The following is a 19,674-nucleotide window of genomic DNA, read 5'->3' as shown; positions in this document are numbered from 1 at the left end:
GAGTAATCCTCCCTTTTTTCTATTTATATAAGAGATATTCACAAAGAAACGCCGAAGCTTGAGGAGGTACATATGAAAGATTTCCTGCAGCAATTATTGTCTGAAGTGAAACACAATCGTTTGTCCAAATCCGAAGCGACACATATGATTCGAAATGCACAGGCGGCAAGCAGAAACAAGTCCGTTACTAAACCGGCTTCTGAATTGTTGACCTATGAAGAAGTTTGGAAGGAGGAGACGGTGGTCGAGGGTACGCCGCTTCGTGCGAGCAAGCTGATCTGCTTTCTGACAGAGCCGGAGCATCAGCAAGCGGTCGTGGAAGCGGTGCAGGCTGTTGATGATCGCGCACAGGTTGCGTTCGTCACCAGCGGGGAGAGCCTTCAGGATGTGCTCGGCGACGAACGTCAGGACTGGCAGGAGGTGGACGCCTTATTGTACCTCTGTCCGATGGAGGATGCGAGCTACCGTCAGAACCCGGCTGCGCTCGTTGCTCTTGTCCAAAATCTGGCGAAGTCGAACGTGCAAGCCAAGCGACTGCTGCTCCTCGGTTCTTATGTCAACGAATTGGAGCGCTGTCATCTGGAGTCGTGGATCGGGCTGACTCGCTCGCTTCGGCTCGTGCTGCCACAGACGCAGGCAGCCATGTACATTCAAGAGGGGGAGGTTTCGCTCGCTGCGTGCCTGCCGAATATTTTGACGGAGCTGCAAGCGCCGTCTCTCTCCAGCGTTCTCTACCGATTCGGCAAGCGGTATGTCTGCTCCGTGCAGCCGACCGACTTGCAGGAGGGAGACTTGAAGGTGAGAGCAGGAGGCACTTATTTAATCACCGGAGGATGCGGCGGGCTTGGGTATATATTTTCGGAACATTTTGCGAAAAAAGGTCGGGTCAAGCTGATCCTGACTGGCCGCTCTGCGCTTGACGATGAGAAGCTGGCCAAGCTCCGTGCTCTGGAGCAGCGGGGCAGCCAAGTGCTGTATGTGGAAGCGGATGTATGTGATGCGGATGCGATGCGGGAAGGGCTTGCTCAAGCGAGTGAGCAGTTTGGCGCGATTCATGGCGTTGTGCATGCGGCGGGTGCCGCGAGCGACCGAAGCATCCTTGAGAAGGATGAGGAGACCTTCAGGCGCATCCTTGACCCGAAAATCAGGGGCACTGAGGTGCTTGACGAGCTGCTAGCAGATGAAGAGGCGTTGGAGTTCGTCTGCTATTTCTCGTCGTCTTCGGCGATTCTCGGCGACTTTGGTTCGGGTGACTATGCGCTGGCGAATCGGTTCCAGATGGCCTATGCAGCTATGCGAAACGAACAGGGACGTCCCGGTAAGACGCTGGTGATCAACTGGCCGCTCTGGAGAGACGGAGGCATGGGGCTGAAAGATGAGGAGAGCGCAAAAATCTACCTGAAAACGAGTGGTCAGCGCTTTTTGGAAGTGGAAGAAGGGCTGGCGTTGTTTGACCTCCTTCTCTCGCAGGAGCGGACGCAGCATCTGGTCATGGCCGGAGAGCGACGACAGATCGAGCACTTTCTGATTCAGTCGCAGTCAGCTCCTTCAAAGACCCCTACCTTGCAGGCGATCCCCCCTTTCGGAACCGGAAGACTTCCGGAGATGAAGGGATTCACGATAGCACAGTGCTTGAAGTGGGATTTGCAAGAACTGATTGGCGGAATTCTCAAGGTTTCGCGGGACAAGCTGGACGTAGGGACGAATCTGGCCGATTTTGGGTTTGAGTCGATCAGCTTGGCCGAGCTGGCCGCTGCAATGACGAAGCATTTTGGCGTGGGGATATCCCCGGCGGTATTTTTCGGGCATTCGACGATTCAGGCGCTGGTCTCCCATCTGGAGAGCGAGCATGGTGAAGTCGTGCGCGCTTTCTACGCGACGGAGAGAGCGCGGCCTGAGCGTGTAGAGAAGCAGCGGGAAGCGTCTCTTGAGGACACTATTGCGGCAACGGCGGCCGAGACCTCGGGAGCGGGGCCGGAGCCAATTGCGATTATCGGGATGAGTGGTCGATTCCCGCAAGCACGCAACATCGATGAACTGTGGGACATTCTAGCCGAAGGGCGGGATGCGGTTACCGAAATTCCAGAAGACCGCTATGACTGGCGGGAGTATTATGGCGAACGAAGCTGTAGCAAATGGCTGGGTGCAATGCCGGGCGTTCGTGAGTTTGACCCGCTGTTCTTTGAAATCTCGCCGCTGGAAGCCGAAGCGATGGACCCGAAACAGCGCCTGCTCCTGCAAGAGGCGTGGCGGGCGCTGGAAGATGCGGGATTGGGCAAGCGACATCTGAACGAAAACAAGATCGGCATGTTCGTCGGCGTGGAAGAAGGCGACTATCAGATACTGTCTCAAGGTGAGAACACCAGCATCACGTCGAACCATAACGCGATTCTTGCAGCGCGACTGCCGTATTTCTTGAACTTTAGCGGCCCGGTGATGGCGATCAATACCGCCTGCTCCTCTGGGCTAGTAGTAGCCCATCAGGCGTGCTTGAGTCTGCGAAATGGGGAGTGTGACGCAGCGGTGGTCGCCGGTGTGAGCTTGCTGCTGACTCCGACCGCTTACATAGGCATGACGGAGGCAGGCATGCTGTCGGAGGATGGAAAATGCAAGGCGTTTGACAACGGGGCGAATGGTTTGGTGCCGGGGGAAGCCGTGGCGGTCGTTGTGCTCAAGCGGCTCTCGCAAGCACTGGCTGACGGTGACCCGATCTACGCGGTCATCCAAGGAAGCGGCGTGAACTATGACGGCAAGACGAACGGCATTACGGCGCCAAGCACCGTCGCACAGGCGAATCTCATACAGGATGTGTACGAGCAGCACAAGATAGACCCGGAAGAGATCGACTACATCGTGACGCATGGCACCGGGACGAAGCTCGGGGACCCGGTCGAGGTTCATGCACTACAGGACGTCTTCAAGCGCCGCACGCAAAAGCGCGGGTATTGTGCGCTGACTTCGACCAAGACCAATCTGGGCCATACGTTTGCGGCGTCAGGCTTGGTCAACCTGATCAGCTTGGTTCAGGCGATGCGGCATGAGACCATTCCGGCCAGTCTGCATTGTGAGACGGAGAACGAGTACATCCATTGGGAAAACAGTGCTTTTTATGTGAATAAGACGAGCAAGCCGTGGACGAAGCGGGCGGGCGCTAGCCGTGTGGGAGCGTTGAGCTCGTTTGGGATGAGCGGCACCAACGCGCACATGGTCGTCCGCAGTTTTGAAAAGAGAGGAAATACCGGTCTCCGGCATTCGCATTACTTGCTCGCATTTTCGGCGAAAACGGACGAGGTGCTGCAAGAGAAACTACACGACATGATCGCGATGCTGGAGAGTGATTCGGGCGTTGCAGGCAGTCTCGCGCAAATTAGCTACACGTTGCTGGAGGGGCGTCAGCATTTTGCCCATCGTTTGGCGGTCGTGGTGCAGGATGTGCAGGAACTGCTGCGCATTCTGAAGCAGGCACGGGAAGGTGTGCAAAATACTAATGTGTTCCGCGGCAAGGTGGCGAGCGAGAGGGCCGGAGAGTCAGCCCTACAGGAGCAGGTGCTAGAGCTGGCAGGAAAGAACGGCAAATTGGCGACGAATCCTGCGGTCTATCAGGAGCATCTGCGGAAACTTGCCGGTCTGTACTGCCAGGGCGGCGAGATCGCGGGAGACGCGCTGTTCGGCTCAGAAAGACCTGTGCGCACGAATTTGCCGACCTATCCGTTCGCGCGGGAAGAATACTGGGCTGCACTCAAGGCGGAGGCCAGCGCTCATCTGACAGCGTCGCAGTTGCATCCGCTTCTTCATCGGAACACATCTGATTTTGCGGAACAGCGCTTTTCCTCGACGTTCACGGGAGCGGAGTTCTTTTTGGCCGATCATGTGGTTAAGGGGCAGAAGGTGCTGCCCGGCGTGGCCTATCTAGAGATGGCCCGCAAGGCGGTCGAGCAGACGGCTGACCTAAAGAATATTCGCCTGTGCAATGTGGTCTGGGCGCGGCCGATTCTCGTCGGCGAACAACCCGTTGAGGTGCACATCGCTCTTTTCCCGGAGACGGGCGGAGAGGTTGGATATGAGGTGTACACCGTGCAAAACGGTGAGGAAATCGTGCACAGCCAGGGACGCGCCGTGCATAATGCGTCGGCGGAAGATGCGCCGAAGTGGGATTTGAAGGAATTGCAAGCATCCTTCATGCAGGAGCAGTACGGGGCAACGGACTGCTATGCATTTTTCCGTGCGATGGGAATGGAGTATGGGCTGGCCTTTCAAGGCATCCGGCAGGTGCAGGTGGGCGAAGGAGGCGTGCTGGCCGAATTGAGGCTGCCCTCTGTTGTCAACGAGTCACTAGCCGACTACCTTCTGCATCCGAGCCTTGCAGATGCATCGCTGCAATCGGCCGTCGGGTTTTTAATCGGGCAAAATATATTCAAAACGGCACTTCCTTTTGCACTGCAAGAGCTGGATGTCTTTGGGCCGTGTGAGGCCGAAATGTGGGCGCTCGTTCGATACAGCGCGGGCAGCCGACCGGAAGACAGGGTGCAAAAGCTTGACGTCGACCTCTGCGACAAGGAGGGAAGGGTTCGCATCCGTCTTAAAGGGTGTATCTCCCGTGTGTTGGAGGCTGGAGAGGTTGCGCAAGGCAAGCGGGCTGCTGTGTCGGAGAAGCTTGTGGAAACGAGCCAGATGGAGGTAGCTGCCTCGAACGCGAACCCTTTGCAGGAGAGAGCGATCGCGTATCTCAAGGAGCAGGTGTCCACCGTATTGAAGTGGCCGGTGAGCCGCCTTGATGCGGTTGCGCCGCTCGAACAGTACGGGATTGATTCCGTGCTAGTGATGAAGCTGACCAACGAGTTGGAAAAAACATTTGGCTCTCTGCCGAAGACGCTCTTTTTTGAGTACCAGAACCTTCGAGACCTGGCTGGCTACTTCCTCGAATCGCATCGAGCGCAACTGGTGCGGTTGACAGGGGACGAGGAGCAGGCGCAAGACGCCGCGCCGGTCCGCAAGCCTGTGGTCAAGGAGACGCAGGGACAGAAAGAGCTCACCAGCCGTCGACGCCAGCGATTCGCTTCGATGACGCATGTACAAGAAAGGGGTGCGAACAGCCGACAGGACGTCGCAATCATTGGCGTCTCCGGCCGCTATCCGGGGGCGCGCAACCTTCAGGAATATTGGGACAATCTTCGGGAAGGCAAGGATTCGATTACGGAGATTCCTTCAGAACGCTGGGATCATAGCCTCTATTTTGACCCGGACAAAAGCAAGCCGGGGAAGACGAACAGCAAATGGGGCGGATTTATCGACGGCGTGGATCAATTCGATCCGCTGTTCTTCAACATTTCTCCGCGCGAGGCGGAGATTATGGACCCGCAGGAGCGCTTGTTCATGCAGACCGTCTACGAGGCGCTGGAAGATGCGGGTTATACGCGCGAGACGCTCGCCAAGCATCGCGGGCTCGGGCTTGACGGCAACGTTGGGGTCTATGTCGGCGTGATGTACGAGGAGTATCAGCTGTACGGCGCACAGGAGACGTTGCTTGGCCGACCGATCGCGTTGGCGGGAAGTCCGGCTTCGATCGCCAACCGGGTGTCGTATTTCTTCAACCTGCATGGACCGAGCCTAGCCGTTGATACGATGTGCTCGTCCTCGCTGACGTCGATTCATCTGGCTTGCCAGAGCTTGCAGCAAGGCGGCTGTGAGCTGGCGATCGCCGGCGGTGTCAACGTTTCGATTCACCCGAATAAGTATATTTTGCTCGGCCAAGGCAAGTTCGCATCGAGCAAGGGCAGATGCGAGAGCTTTGGCGAAGGGGGCGACGGGTACGTGCCGGGCGAAGGGGTTGGAGCGGTGCTGCTCAAGCCGTTGTCCAAAGCGATTGAAGATGGCGATCAGATCCACGGCGTGATTAAGGCCAGCGCGATCAACCACGGGGGCAAAACCAACGGGTACACTGTCCCGAACCCGAATGCGCAGGCGAATGTGATCGAGCAGGCGCTGCGGCAGGCAGGACTTGACCCGAGCATGGTCTCCTACATTGAAGCGCACGGAACCGGCACCTCGCTTGGCGATCCAATCGAGATCGCTGGCTTGAGCAAGGCCTTCCAGGCCAAGGCAGACGGCAAGCAGCCAAGCTGTGCCATCGGTTCGGCCAAATCGAACATCGGTCACTGCGAGAGCGCAGCGGGCATCGCCGGGGTAACAAAGGTACTGCTGCAGATGAAGCATGGCCAGCTTGCGCCTTCGCTGCATGCCAAGGTGCTCAACCCGAACATCGACTTTGAGGCGACTCCGTTCGTCGTGCAGCAGGAGCTGGGGGAATGGAAGCGTCCGCTGGTGGAGATCGGCGGTCAAGTTCGCGAGGTGCCGCGCATCGCGGGCATCTCGTCGTTCGGGGCGGGCGGTTCCAACGCGCATGTGATCATCGAAGAGTACGTGCCGGCAGAGTCGCTGCGCACGTTTGTCGAGGTGACGCCTCAGAATCCGGCCGTGTTCGTGCTGTCAGCCAAAAATGAACAGCGCCTGCATCAACAGGCGGAGAACCTGCTCGCCGTCCTGCAGGAGGGACGATTCGCCAACGGAAATTTCGCGGATATGGCCTATACCTTGCAGGTGGGAAGGGAAGCGATGGAAGAGCGTCTTGCCGTAGTTGCAGGTTCGGTGGAGCAGCTGATTCGCAAGCTGGAGGCGTTTATAAGCGGACAGGAAGAGATCAGTAAACTGTTCCGAGGGCAGGTCAAGGGCAACCGAGACACCTTCTCGCTCTTTGCCGCCGATGAAGAGCTACAGGAAGCGATTGAAAAATGGATTCAGCGCCGCAAGCTGTCCAAGCTGGCCGACCTGTGGGTCAAGGGGCTAGCGCTTGATTGGAGCAAGCTGTGGGGCGAGGAATTGCCGCGCCGCATCAGCCTGCCGACCTATCCGTTTGCCAAGCAGCGTTTCTGGGCACCGCAGTTTGAGCGGCCGTCCGTCGTTCGAGCAGGCTTGCCGACGGATGCGCTTCATCCGCTTTTGCATCGGAACACGTCCGATTTTTCCGAGCAGAGATACAGCACGAGCTTGACGGGGCAGGAGTTTTTCCTTTCGGATCATCTGGTGAAGGGACAGCGCGTTCTGCCGGGCGTCGCCTATTTGGAGATGGCGCGCGCCGCGGTCGAACAGGCGGGCGGAGCTCCCGACGAGGATATGCAATTCCTTCGTCTACAAAATGTGGTTTGGACACACCCTGTCACAGTTAGCGAGCGGCCTGTCGAGGTACACATCGGACTGAGCGAAGAGGATGATGGCATAATCGCCTACGAGATCTTCAGCGGCGTTGACGCGAACATACACAGCCAAGGGCGTGCTGTCATTCTAGGCAAGAAGCAGGTGGAGCAGTTGCCTGTTGAGGAGTTGAAGACAGCTTGCACCAAGCGTGAGATCAGCGCGTCGGATTGCTATGAGAGCTTTGCTGCGATGGGCTTGGAGTACGGTCCGGCGCAGCGTGCGCTCAATTTGTTGCAGGTCGGCGACGGGCAGATTTTGGCTCGTTTGACCCTTCCGCCGTGCGTGATGGGAACTGATTCGCAATATGTCCTGCACCCGAGCCTGATGGACGCGGCCTTGCAGGCGGCGATTGGGTTCCAGCTCGGCGAGGCGCCATTGAAGCCGGCGCTTCCGTTTGCGCTGGAGGAGCTCGACATCTACGCTCCCTGCACGTCTTTGATGTGGGCGCACGTTTGCTACAGCGAGGGGTGCAAGCCGGGGGATAGCGTGCAGAAGCTCGACATTCGCCTTTGTGACGAGCTAGGCAACGTATGTGCGTACATGAAGGGCTTTTCCTCTCGCGTGCTGGAAAATCAGTCCGACTCGGAGGCGTGTGAAACGCTCATGCTGGCACCGCATTGGATGGAACAGGCGTGCGAACAGCAAGAGGCGACGGCCTATGCGGAGCATCTCGTGCTGTCCTGCGAGTTCGAGGTTGACGTGAAAGGGGCGCGCTGCCTGACCTTGCAAGAGGATGAGAAGGATATCGGGGTGCGTTTTGAAGCGTATGCGATGCAGGCGCTGGAGGAGACTCAGCGCATCTTGCGAGGCAAGCCCAAGGGCAAGGTGCTGGTGCAGATCGTCGTGCATGCCCATGCCGAGCAACTTCTGCTTGCCGGGCTGTCAGGCCTGCTGAAAACCGCCCAGCTGGAAAATCCGAGCTTGATCGGGCAACTGATCGAAGTTGATAAGCTCGAAGAGGTTGAGGAAAAACTGCTGGCAGAACGCGACAGCGGAAAGGAAGCCCGCATTCGCTATCAGGGAGGCTCGCGACAAGTGGCAGGCTGGCTCGAGGTTCCCGCATCAGTAGATGCAGATGCCTTTTTGAAACCGTGGAAAGAGGGTGGAATTTATCTCCTCACAGGCGGTGCAGGCGGTCTTGGACTGGTATTTGCCAAGGAGATCGCCACACAGGCGCCGGGTGCAACGCTCGTGCTCACAGGTCGCTCCGTACTGGGCGAGTCGCAACTTGAGGCGCTGTCCGAACTGGAGTCTATCGGCGCGCGCGTGGTGTACAAGCAGGTGGATGTGACCGATCGAGCGGCAGTCGAGAAGCTGTTTGCAGAGCTGCAGGTGGATTATGGCACCCTGAATGGCATCCTGCACAGCGCCGGGGTGATCCGAGACAGCTTCATCATTAAGAAAACAGCGGCGGAACTGACGCAAGTGCTGGCACCGAAGGTGCGCGGGCTTGTGAATCTTGATGTTGCCAGCCGAGATATGGCCTTGGACTTCTTTGTTTTGTTCTCTTCGCTGTCCGGCGGCCTTGGCAATCCGGGGCAGGCCGATTATGCGGCGGCTAATGCGTTCATGGATCAGTTTGCGGCGCATCGCAACAGACGGGTGGCCGTCGGGGATCGCCTTGGTCGGACGCTGTCGATCAACTGGCCGCTCTGGAAAGAGGGCGGCATGCATGTTGATCCAGAAACCGAGAAGTGGATGATGCAGAGCCTCGGCATGATCCCGCTGCGCACCAAGAGCGGACTTCGCGCCTTTTATGAAGGCTTGGCATCGGCTCAGAACCAAGTGCTGGTGATCGAAGGAAAAGCGGAGCGCATCAAAAAGAAACTGCTGCCAGCCGCTGCCTCCGTCTCGTCGTCCTCTGTCTCTGGCTCTGTCGATGTCAAGGCGGACAGCATGAACCTGCGAGAGCGTGTGCTGGGTCTGCTGACCCAGACGGTTTCCCGTCTGCTCAAGGTCGATGCAGAAGAACTGGATGCGGATGCAGAGCTGAGCGAGTACGGCTTTGATTCGATTACGCTGACCGAGTTTGCCAACGATCTGAACGAGGCGTACAAGCTTGACCTGATGCCGACGATCTTCTTCGAGCATCCGACGCTGCATGAGTTTGCCGGTTATTTGACCGATGAATGCCGAGATGTGTTCGCCTCGCGCTTGACAGCCCCGTCTACCCCGGCTGCCGCCGTGCAAGCGGAAACGGCACGGGCGGAAGTCGCAGGGTCCCTGCTGCAAGAAGCTCCTTCGACCCGGGCGGTGAGACAAAAGCGCCGCCTGCGTACCGCTGGGGTGCAGCAGGCACAATCGGCGGTGACCGAGCCGATCGCCATCGTGGGGATGAGCGGGGCCTTCCCGCAATCCCGCGACATGCAGGAGTTCTGGCATAACCTCGTGGAAGGCATCGACTGCATTTCCGAGATTCCTCCAGAACGCTGGGATTGGAGAGCGTATTTTGGCGATCCGAATACAGAAGTAAACAAAACGAACATCAAGTGGGGCGGCTTCCTCGACGAGACTGACAAGTTCGATTCGCTATTCTTCGGCATCTCGCCGCTTGAAGCCAAGCTGATGGACCCTCAACAGCGTCTTTTGATGACCTATGTGTGGAAGGCGATCGAGGATGCGGGCTATTCGGCACAGAGCCTGTCGGGCAGCAAGACGGGGATTTTCGTCGGAACGGGAAGCAGCGGGTACAGCGGACTGATCACGAACGCGAACTTCCCGATTGAAGGGTACTCGTCCACGGGCGTCGTGCCGTCGGTCGGCCCGAACCGCATGAGCTATGCTCTGAACCTTCACGGCCCGAGCGAGCCGGTGGAGACCGCTTGTTCAAGCTCGCTGGTTGCCATTCACCGCGCTGCCAGCGCCATGCAAAATGGCGACTGCGATATGGCGGTTGTCGGCGGTGTGAACACGATTGTAACTCCAGAGGCGCACATCAGCTTCAATAAGGCCGGCATGCTATCGGAAGACGGACGCTGCAAGACGTTCTCGGACGCTGCTAATGGTTATGTGCGCGGCGAAGGGGTCGGCATGCTCGTTTTGAAAAAGCTATCGGTTGCTGAGCGTGACGGAGATCATATTTACGGCTTGATTCGCTCGACTGCGGTCAACCATGGGGGACGCGCGAACTCGCTGACGGCTCCCAACCCGAAGGCTCAAGCGGACCTGCTAATCAACGCGTACGTGAAAGCCGGCATTGACCCGCGTACCATCACCTACATCGAGGCGCACGGAACGGGTACCGAATTGGGCGACCCCATTGAGATCAATGGATTGAAGAGCGCGTTCCATGAGTTGTATAGAAGAACAGGTACGCAAGAGGTTGAGAGCGTTCATTGCGGGCTAGGTTCGGTGAAAACGAACATCGGCCACCTTGAGCTTGCGGCGGGCATTGCAGGTGTGATTAAAGTGCTGCTACAGCTCCGGCACCGGACGCTGGCACCTACACTGCATTGCGAAAAGGTCAACCCTTACATCCAACTGGAGGGCAGCCCGTTCTATCTCGTGCGGGAGGTGAAGCGATGGGAGGCTCTGCATGATGCAGCCGGCCAAGACCTGCCGCGCCGCGCGGGCGTCAGTTCCTTCGGCTTTGGCGGCGTTAACGCGCATGCCATAATCGAGGAGTATGTGCCGAAGGAGCGACCGAGCTTGAAGACGGATAATTCCACCAAGAATCCGTACATCATCGCGCTGTCAGCCAAAAATGAACATCGGCTGAAGGAGCAGGTGCGGCAACTGTGCAGCGCCCTCGTCGCGCAGAAGTTTGCCGAAGAAGACCTTGCATCCATCGCCTACACGCTGCAAGTTGGGCGCGATGCGATGGAAGAGCGTCTGGCGCTGGTCGTTACGTCGGTTGAAGAGTTGGAGCGAAAATTGAAGGTGATCTTGCAAGGGCAGACCGGGCTGAGCGAAGTCTGGAGAGGGCAGGTCAAGCGCGGCAAGATCAGCTTAGCCGAAGCGGCCGCTCATCCGGAAGCGCGAGAGGCGGAGCAGATCGCCGAACTCTGGGTAAAGGGCTACTTTTCTGACTGGAACCGACTCTACGGCGAGAAGCGCCCGCTCCGTCTTAGCCTGCCGACCTATCCGTTCGCGAAGGAGCGCCACTGGATTTCGCAAGCGCAGGATGGCTATGAAGCGCTGCTGTTTGAACCGATCTGGACCGAGCAGGATGTGGTCTCGCAAACTTTATCACCATCTATCGCGCAGCATCTTGTGCTGCTTTGCGAGGTAGATGTGAAGCTTGATTCGTTGCAGTATCGCATTCTGCAAGCTGGCTCCGCTGCGCTTGTAGAACGCTTCCAAGCGTATGCGGCGCAGGTGTTCACGGAGATTCAGACCCTTCTGCAGAACAAGCCGAAGGGCAACGTGCTGATGCAGATCGCGGTGTCGTCGCAGGCAGATTCGCAGTTGTTCACTGCGCTTTCCGGCCTGTTGCGAACGGCACAGTTGGAGAACCCGAACTTCATCGGGCAAGTGATTGAAGTGAAGTCGGGCGCAGGGCTTGAAGCGAGACTGCTAGAGAATTTGCATGCCCTGCAAGATGACCACGTCCGCTATCAAAACGGCAAGCGTCTAGTTGCCGGGTGGCGCGAAGTGGAGATGGATCAAGAGAGCGCCCCGGTTCCGTGGCGCTCAGAAGGCATCTACCTGCTTACGGGCGGCGTCGGCGGGATCGGGATGATCGTCGCCGAGGAGATCGCACGTCAGGCCGCTAACCCGACCTTGATTCTCGTGGGTCGATCCCAACTGTCGGGCGCTGGTCAGGCCCGTCTGCGGAAACTGCGGGGCATGGGCGCCTGTGTGGAATACCGGCAAGTTGACGTAAGCTTTGCTCCTGAGGTGAAACGCCTGATCGAAGGCATCTGTGAAAAATACGGTACCTTGCACGGGATCTTGCATGGCGCGGGCGTCAATCGGGATCAGTTCATTTTCAAGAAAACGCAAGAGGAGCTGGTAGAGGTACTGGCTCCCAAGGTTGCAGGCGTGGTGCATCTGGATGCGGCTAGCAAAGGCCTCAGCCTCGACTTCTTTGTGCTCTTCTCCTCCGTCGCAGCCGTCCTCGGGAACCTCGGACAGGCCGACTACGCGGCTGCGAACGCATTTCTGGATGCCTTTGCGAACTCTCGCGGCGGACGCATCTTGTCCATCAACTGGCCGCTCTGGCAAGAGGGCGGAATACGCGTTGACGAAGAGACGGAAAAGCTGCTGCTACAACGTATAGGGATGATCCCTCTGCGAACTCAAACCGGGTTGCAGGCCCTTTATCGCGCTCTTGCAACCGGCAAAGATCAGGTGATGGTGTTGGAAGGCAAACGTACACAAATTAAGCAGACCTTGCACTCAGAACCGGTTCACGCAACGTCCGCTTCCTCTACGGTGCTCCTGCCGTCGCTGGAAGCAGCTCTGCTGCACATGGTTTCCGAGCTGCTCAACGTGAAGGGAAGCGAGATCGATCCGAATGCCCAAATGAAGGAATACGGCTTCGATCCGTACCTGATTAGCAAGCTGGCGCAGAAGATCAACCGTCAATACGGGCTGGAGCTCACTCCGGCTTCACTCTATGAGACCACGCTATATCAAGTAATTGAGCGCATCGAGGCACATGCAGCCAAAACCAAAGCGGCAGTGGTCGTCAAGCCTGTAAAGGAGCAAGACGCAGCACTGCGCGCAAAAACCTTGCATGCGCTAAAAGCTCTCTTCAGCGAGACCACTGGCATCCGCATGAACCATTTGGATGCAGAAGAGCTGCTGGAGAGATACGGGATCGATTCTCTGATGATCTCCAAGCTCAACCAGAAGCTCGACGTGATTTTTGGCAATCTGTCGAAAACGCTCTTCTTTGAATACCGCACGCTGGGCGCGATGACCGACTATTTTGTCGAGGAGGAACGGACGGCCTGCCAGCGGTGGACAGGGTATGAAGCTCCCGTCGTAGCGGATGCATCTGTTGTTCAGGCGCAGATAAGACATGTTGAACGGATCGCCCATTATGCGCCATTGCCGACTAAACCGAACGAGCGCGAACCAATTGCGATCATCGGATTCTCCGGCCGATATCCTAAATCGCCTTCGCTACAGCACTATTGGGAGAATTTGAAAGCGGGCCGAGACTGCGTCTCTGAGGTTCCGAGCGAACGCTGGTCGCTGGATGATTTTCACCATCCGAACCAAGACGAGGCGATGAGACAAGGCAAAAGCTACAGCAAATGGGGTGGTTTTATAGACGGATTCGCAGACTTTGATCCGCAGTTTTTCAACCTGTCGCCCCGGGAGACGATCAACATTGACCCACAGGAGCGCCTTTTCTTGGAAGAGAGCTGGAAGGCGCTGGAGGATGCCGGATATACCAAGGAGCGCATCGCAAGCCAGCACGAAGGCCGAGTCGGGGTGTTTGTCGGCGTGACCAAAACCGGCTTTGAGCTGTATGGGCCGGATCTGTGGAAGCAAGGGGAGAAGATCTTCCCGCGCACATCTTTTGCTTCCGTTGCGAACCGCGTGTCGTATTTCCTCAACCTTAACGGGCCGAGCATGCCGGTGGATACGATGTGCTCCTCTTCGCTGAGCGCGATTTATGAGGCCTGCGAGCACTTGTATCGCGGGGACTGCGAGTTGGCGATCGCAGGCGGCGTGAACCTGTACCTGCATCCTTCTACCTACGTGTTCCTCAGTGCGCAGCGGATGCTCTCGACGGACGGGCAGTGCAAGAGCTTCGGGCTGAACGGCAACGGATTCGTGCCGGGCGAAGGTGTAGGAGCAGTATTGCTCAAGCCGTTGTCTCAAGCGCTCGCGGACGGCGACCAGATTCATGCGCTGATCCGGGCCGCCCGAGTGAACCACGGCGGCAAGACCAACGGGTATACGGTGCCCAACCCGACTGCACAAGGCGACCTGATCTTTGAGACCTTGGAACGAGCCGGACTCAACGCGCGCCAAGTCAGCTACATCGAAGCGCACGGCACGGGCACAGAGCTTGGCGATCCGATCGAGATAACCGGGTTAACACAAGCTTTCCGACGCCATACGAAGGACACCGGATTTTGCGCGATCGGCTCGGTGAAGTCGAACATCGGACATCTGGAAGCGGCAGCCGGCATTGCGGGACTTGCAAAGATTGTTATGCAGATGAAGCATGGCCAACTCGTGCCGAGCCTGCATACGCAACAGTTGAATCCAAATATTCAGTTTGGGAAAACGCCGTTTGTGGTGCAGCAGGAGTTGTCCGATTGGAAGCGTCCAATGGTAGAGATCGACGGCAAAGAACAGGAAGGTCCGCGCATCGCAGGTCTGTCCTCGTTTGGCGCAGGCGGTGCCAATGCGCATATTCTCATCGAAGAGTACAGACCTGAGCATGTGTCTGAGACGCAGGCGCGGGTCACGCCACAGAACCCGGCTGTGATCGTGTTGTCGGCTCGGCAGGAAGAGCAGCTTCGCGAGCAGGCTCAGCAGTTGCTGGAAGCCATCGAGGACGGGCGAATCACGGAGGCCAATCTGTCCGATGCAGCCTATACGCTACAGGTGGGACGCGAGCCTATGGAAGAGCGGCTGGCGCTGATTGTTGGCTCTGTGCAAGAGATGACTGACAAGCTGACGCGCTATGCGGCTGGCAAGACGGACGTAGAAGACCTGTATCGCGGGCAATTCAGACGCAACAATGAGGATCTGATGCTGTTTGCCGCCGATGAAGACATGGCGCTGACGATTGAAGCGTGGATTTCAAAGCGCAAGTTCAGCAAACTCCTATCCTTGTGGGTCAAGGGATTGACCTTAGATTGGAAAAAGCTGCACGGTGCACACCAGCCGCGCCTGATCAGTCTGCCGTCGTACCCATTTGCCAAACAACGCATCTGGCTCCCGTCGATCCGTGTAGCATCGGCAGCGGCGCAGGCAGAACCAGTAGAACCAGTAGCACCAGTAGTACCAGTGGCACCAGTGGCACCAGTAGCACCAGCAGAACCGGTAACACTGGTAGCACCAGTAGCACCTGCATCGGCAGTCGCATCGGAGGGCGAAATCAAGTCAATCGGCTCGGCCAAAATGTCGTCGAACCTTTCCGCCCGAACGAACGGAATCGCGCTGCAGCCGCTGTCGGCGGTCCGTGAGCCGTTCTCGGAACGATCAGCAACTCGTCAACCGATCCAACTGTCACCTGTAGGTCAAGCGACGACGGCTCCGGCTGCTGCTCCTGCGCAGATCAAAGTGACGGTGCCAGCATCGTCTGTTCCGGCTTCTATCCCGGCAGAATCTTTACAAAAAGAGCTGCAAGCGACCCTGGCTGAAGCGCTGTTCTTGCAGCCAAGTGACGTCGACGTGAACAAGGCATTCGTGGACATGGGGCTGGACTCCATCGTCAGTGTGGAATGGGTTCGCGTGATCAATCAACAGTACGGAACGGATATTTCGGCAACCAAAGTGTATGACTACCCGACCATCCGCGAGTTTGCCAGCTATATCGCAAACGTGTTGAGCAAAAACGCACCAAAAGCAGCATCGACATCAGGGACGGAGCCTGCATCGCAAATCAAAGCTTCCAAGATAGCTCCTTCCGTCACGGCGGCCGCGCCGCACGAACAATTGCGCGAAAGTCTCGCAGACGCGTTGTTCCTGCAAGCGGCCGACATCGATCTCGACAAAAAGTTCGTCGACATGGGGCTGGATTCCATCGTTGGGGTGGAATGGATTCGCGTAATCAACCAGCAACATGGCACCGACATCCCGGCGACCAAAGTCTACGACTACCCAACCCTTCGCGAGTTTGCCGCTTACTTGAGCAAGCAACTGCAAGAGCATCCGATCGCGGAACAACCGGCAACGGAGCTCTCCGTCGACGATCTGCTCTTGCAGGTGTATGAAGGAAATCTCGGCAGCGAGCAAGCTGATCAATTGCTTCAGCAGTTCAAAATCAAGGAGGAAGTAAAATGACCAAACAAGAGATTTTTGAAGTCGTCGTTAGCAATGTCCGTGAAGTGCTCCCGGAACTGGAGGATCATTCCTTCCAGCCGACGGACCAATTGGTCAATCTTGGGGCGAATTCAGTGGATCGCGCAGAGATCGTCATGATGATCATCGAGGAGCTGAACCTGAGGGTCCCGCTCGTTGAGTTGTCCACGGCGAAAAACATCGGTGAACTGGTCGAGGTCCTCTATGGTAAGCTCCAGACCGCCTGAGTTGCTCATCACGGGCCTTGGCGTCACCTCGGCCATCGGGCAGGGCAAGTCGGATTTTACTTCCGCTCTGCTGGCAGGTCGTCATGCGTTCAGCGTGATGCAACGCCCGGGCAGACAAAAAGGAACCTCCTTCCTCGGAGCGGAGGTTCCTTTCTTGTCTCTTCCGGAGCGTTTTACCAAACGGCTGTTGCGCACACTTTCTTTTTCCGGGCAAGTGGCGCTGGCCACCTTGCAAGAGGCGTGGGACGAAGCGCTGCTAAGCACGGTCGACCCATCCCGCATCGGTCTTGTCGTAGGCGGCTCCAACCTGCAGCAGCGTGAATTGCTGCAAACATATGAATCCTACCGGGACCAGCTCGACTTTTTGCGTCCGACCTACGGCCTCTCTTTTTTGGACAGCGACCTGAGCGGCTTGTGTACCGAACAGTTCGGCATACGCGGGTTCGGTTACACGCTCGGCGGGGCTTCGGCCAGCGGACAATTGGCGGTCTTGCAGGCCGCCGAAGCGGTTCTTTCGGGACAAGTTGATGTCTGCCTCGCGATGGGAGGCTTGATGGATCTGTCCTACATGGAGCTTCAGGGATTACGAGCACTCGGCGCGATGGGAAGTGACCGCTATGCGGATGACCCAGCACGGGCATGCCGTCCGTTTGACAAGGAGCGCGACGGGTTCATTTACGGGGAAGGATGCGGCGTTATCGTGATCGAACGAGCCGAACATGCGATCCAGCGGCAGGTCCGACCCTACGCGAGCGTGGTTGGATGGGGTTTGGCGATGGATGCCAACCGCAATCCGAACCCCTCTTGCGAGGGGGAGGCTCGAGTGATTCGACTAGCGCTGGAACGAGCGGGCCTGTCACCCGAGGAGGTCGACTACATCAATCCGCATGGAACGGGATCGGGGATCGGGGATGAGACTGAATTGCAGGCTTTTCGCGAATGCGGGCTGCTCGCAGCGCGCATCAACGCGACCAAGTCGATCACGGGTCATGGATTGTCGGCGGCAGGCGCTGTGGAGATCGTCGCCACGCTTATGCAGATGAGAGCATCTCAGCTGCATCCGACCCGCAACCTGGATAGCCCGATGGACGACGAGTTCAACTGGGTTCGTGGAAAAGCGGAGCCGCATGACATGCACAGAGCCTTAAGTCTGAGCATGGGATTTGGCGGGGTTAACACCGCCATCTGTTTACAACGAGTATGAGGAGGACAACTATGGTTGCCGTCGGTATCGAAGCGATGAATATGTTCGGGGGGACCACGTATCTCGATGTCATGGATCTAGCCAGACATCGGAACCTGGACATCCCCAGATTTGAAAATTTGCTGATGAAGCAAAAGGCGGTCGCCTTGCCGTTTGAAGACCCTGTGACATTTGCAGTCAACGCGGCCAAGCCGGTGGTCGATGCGCTGTCCGAGGAAGAAAAAAACCGCATTGAACTGCTGATCACCTGCACGGAATCAGGGATAGACTTTGGCAAGTCGCTCAGCACCTACGTGCATCATCATTTGGGACTGAGCCGTACTTGCCGTCTGTTCGAGATCAAGCAAGCCTGCTATTCGGGCACAGCTGGATTCCAGATGGCAATCAACTTCATCCTCGCCCAAGTTTCGCCCGGAGCCAAAGCACTAGTCGTCGCCACGGACATCTCCCGATTTCTGGCCGTTGAAGGAGGAGATGCGCTCAGCGAAGACTGGTCGTTCGCCGAACCGAGCGGCGGCGCAGGTGCGGTGGCGCTTCTGGTCAGCGACAAGCCGCACATGTTCCAAGTTGATGTCGGAGCCAACGGGTATTACGGCTACGAGGTGATGGACACCTGCCGCCCGGTGGCCGACAGCGAAGCGGGCGACGCGGACCTCTCATTGCTCTCGTATCTGGATTGCTGCGAAAATGCGTTTCTGGAATATCAGCGCCGCGTTGCCGATATCGATTATTGCAACACGTTCCAGTACCTGTCCTTCCACACGCCGTTTGGCGGCATGGTCAAAGGCGCGCACCGCACGATGATGCGCAAGATCGCCAAGGTCAAAGGACCAGAGATCGAAGCCGATTTCCAGCAGCGCGTGGTGCCGGGACTGACCTACTGCCAGCGCGTAGGAAACATTATGGGGGCAACTGTTCTGCTCTCCTTGGCGAGCACGATCGACAACGGGCAGATCGAAGGGAACAAGCGCATCGGGATTTTCTCCTATGGCTCGGGCTGCTGCTCCGAATTTTACAGCGGCGTTGTCACCCCGCGCAGTCAAGAGGTCCTGCGCGGCTTCAAGCTTCAAGAGCAACTGAACAACCGTTATCGACTGTCGATGGACGAATATGAAAAGGTTCTCCGCAGCAGCAGCAAAGTTAAATTCGGCACCCGTAATGTCAAGCTGGACTTGAACCTGATTCCAGGCGCCCTCGCTTCCGGGCAAGCCGGACAGCGCCTGTACATGGAAGAAATATCAGAATTCCATCGAGAATACCGGTGGTGCTGATGAATACGGCTGCCTACGAGACGATCCAGGTGCGGATACAAGGCCCGGTGTGCTTTTTGCAGTTCAACCGTCCCGAGGCGAAGAACACAATCAATGAGCGCTTGGTGTATGAGTGTCGCCAGGTGATTGATCACTGTAGGGAGCAGGCATCAATCCTCGTGCTGGAGGGGTTGCCGGACGTGTTTTGCTACGGGGCTGATTTTCAAGAGCTGTATGAGAAAAAAGCGAGCGGACAGAGCCTCAATCCGTCACCGGAGCCGCTGTATGGCCTGTGGCTCGATCTGGCGACGGGCCCGTTTATCACCATATCGCATGTCCGCGGCAAGGTTAATGCAGGTGGCGTTGGGTTTGTTGCTGCCTGCGATATCGTGCTGGCGGATGAAACGGCGGAGTTCTCCTTGTCCGAATTGCTCTTCGGACTTCTTCCAGCTTGCGTGCTGCCGTTTTTGATCCGGCGAATCGGTTTCCAGAAGGCAAACTATTTGACGCTGATGACGCAGCCAATCAACGTCCGAAAAGCCGTGGAGTGGGGGCTAGTCGATGCCTGCGATGCTGAGAGCGAGACCTTGCTTCGCAAGCATCTCATGCGGCTGCGCTATGTGCCGAGGCGCGGTATCGAGCGATACAAGCGCTTGATGAACAGCTTGCCAGACGATCTGCAACGCGCCAAGCCGTTGGCGCTTGAAGCGAACCGGGAAGTGTTTGCTGATCCGCGCAACCAAGAGCTGATTTTCCGTTTTATCGAAACGGGGCAATTCCCGTGGGATAGCTGATCAATGCAAAG

5 protein-coding genes are annotated in these 19,674 nt (G+C 57.4%); all 5 read left to right on the top strand.

Annotation, left to right across the window (positions count from 1 at the left end; genetic code table 11):
- Window positions 1–72 precede the first annotated feature (72 nt).
- From V5J77_RS15765 to V5J77_RS15745, 5 genes are read left to right on the top strand one after another with little or no spacing between them, the layout of a single operon-like run.
- Window positions 73–16,170, top strand: coding sequence for an SDR family NAD(P)-dependent oxidoreductase (locus tag V5J77_RS15765; RefSeq protein WP_338551792.1), 16,098 nt, complete (start codon window positions 73–75; stop codon window positions 16,168–16,170).
- Window positions 16,167–16,415 carry an acyl carrier protein gene (locus V5J77_RS15760; protein WP_338551791.1) on the top strand — a complete coding sequence of 83 codons (249 nt, stop codon included), beginning with the start codon at window positions 16,167–16,169 and terminating at the stop codon, window positions 16,413–16,415. Before V5J77_RS15765 ends, V5J77_RS15760 begins: the two co-directional genes overlap by 4 nt.
- Complete coding sequence (locus V5J77_RS15755) at window positions 16,393–17,619, top strand: beta-ketoacyl synthase N-terminal-like domain-containing protein (RefSeq protein WP_338551790.1); 1,227 nt, start codon at window positions 16,393–16,395, stop codon at window positions 17,617–17,619. Before V5J77_RS15760 ends, V5J77_RS15755 begins: the two co-directional genes overlap by 23 nt.
- An 11-nt stretch (window positions 17,620–17,630) precedes the next feature.
- Window positions 17,631–18,890, top strand: a complete 1,260-nt coding sequence (locus V5J77_RS15750) for a hydroxymethylglutaryl-CoA synthase family protein (RefSeq protein WP_338551789.1) — start codon at window positions 17,631–17,633, stop codon at window positions 18,888–18,890.
- On the top strand, window positions 18,890–19,663 hold the full coding sequence (locus V5J77_RS15745; RefSeq protein ID WP_338551788.1) for an enoyl-CoA hydratase/isomerase: 774 nt from the start codon (window positions 18,890–18,892) through the stop codon (window positions 19,661–19,663). The genes V5J77_RS15750 and V5J77_RS15745 overlap by 1 nt, the downstream gene beginning before the upstream one ends.
- The last annotated feature ends 11 nt before the right edge of the window (window positions 19,664–19,674 follow it).

The organism is Paenibacillus sp. KS-LC4, from assembly GCF_036894955.1.
Taxonomy (GTDB): Bacteria; Bacillota; Bacilli; order Paenibacillales; family Paenibacillaceae; genus Pristimantibacillus.
The sequence above is the reverse complement of the archived record's forward strand: the minus strand, read 5'-3'. Positions and strand labels throughout refer to the sequence as shown.

Coding starts and splice junctions, on each gene's coding strand:
- V5J77_RS15745 (WP_338551788.1), top strand. CDS start 18,890: ATGAATACGGCTGCCTACGAGACGATCCAGGTGCGGATACAAGGCCCG.
- V5J77_RS15760 (WP_338551791.1), top strand. CDS start 16,167: ATGACCAAACAAGAGATTTTTGAAGTCGTCGTTAGCAATGTCCGTGAA.
- V5J77_RS15755 (WP_338551790.1), top strand. CDS start 16,393: ATGGTAAGCTCCAGACCGCCTGAGTTGCTCATCACGGGCCTTGGCGTC.
- V5J77_RS15765 (WP_338551792.1), top strand. CDS start 73: ATGAAAGATTTCCTGCAGCAATTATTGTCTGAAGTGAAACACAATCGT.
- V5J77_RS15750 (WP_338551789.1), top strand. CDS start 17,631: ATGGTTGCCGTCGGTATCGAAGCGATGAATATGTTCGGGGGGACCACG.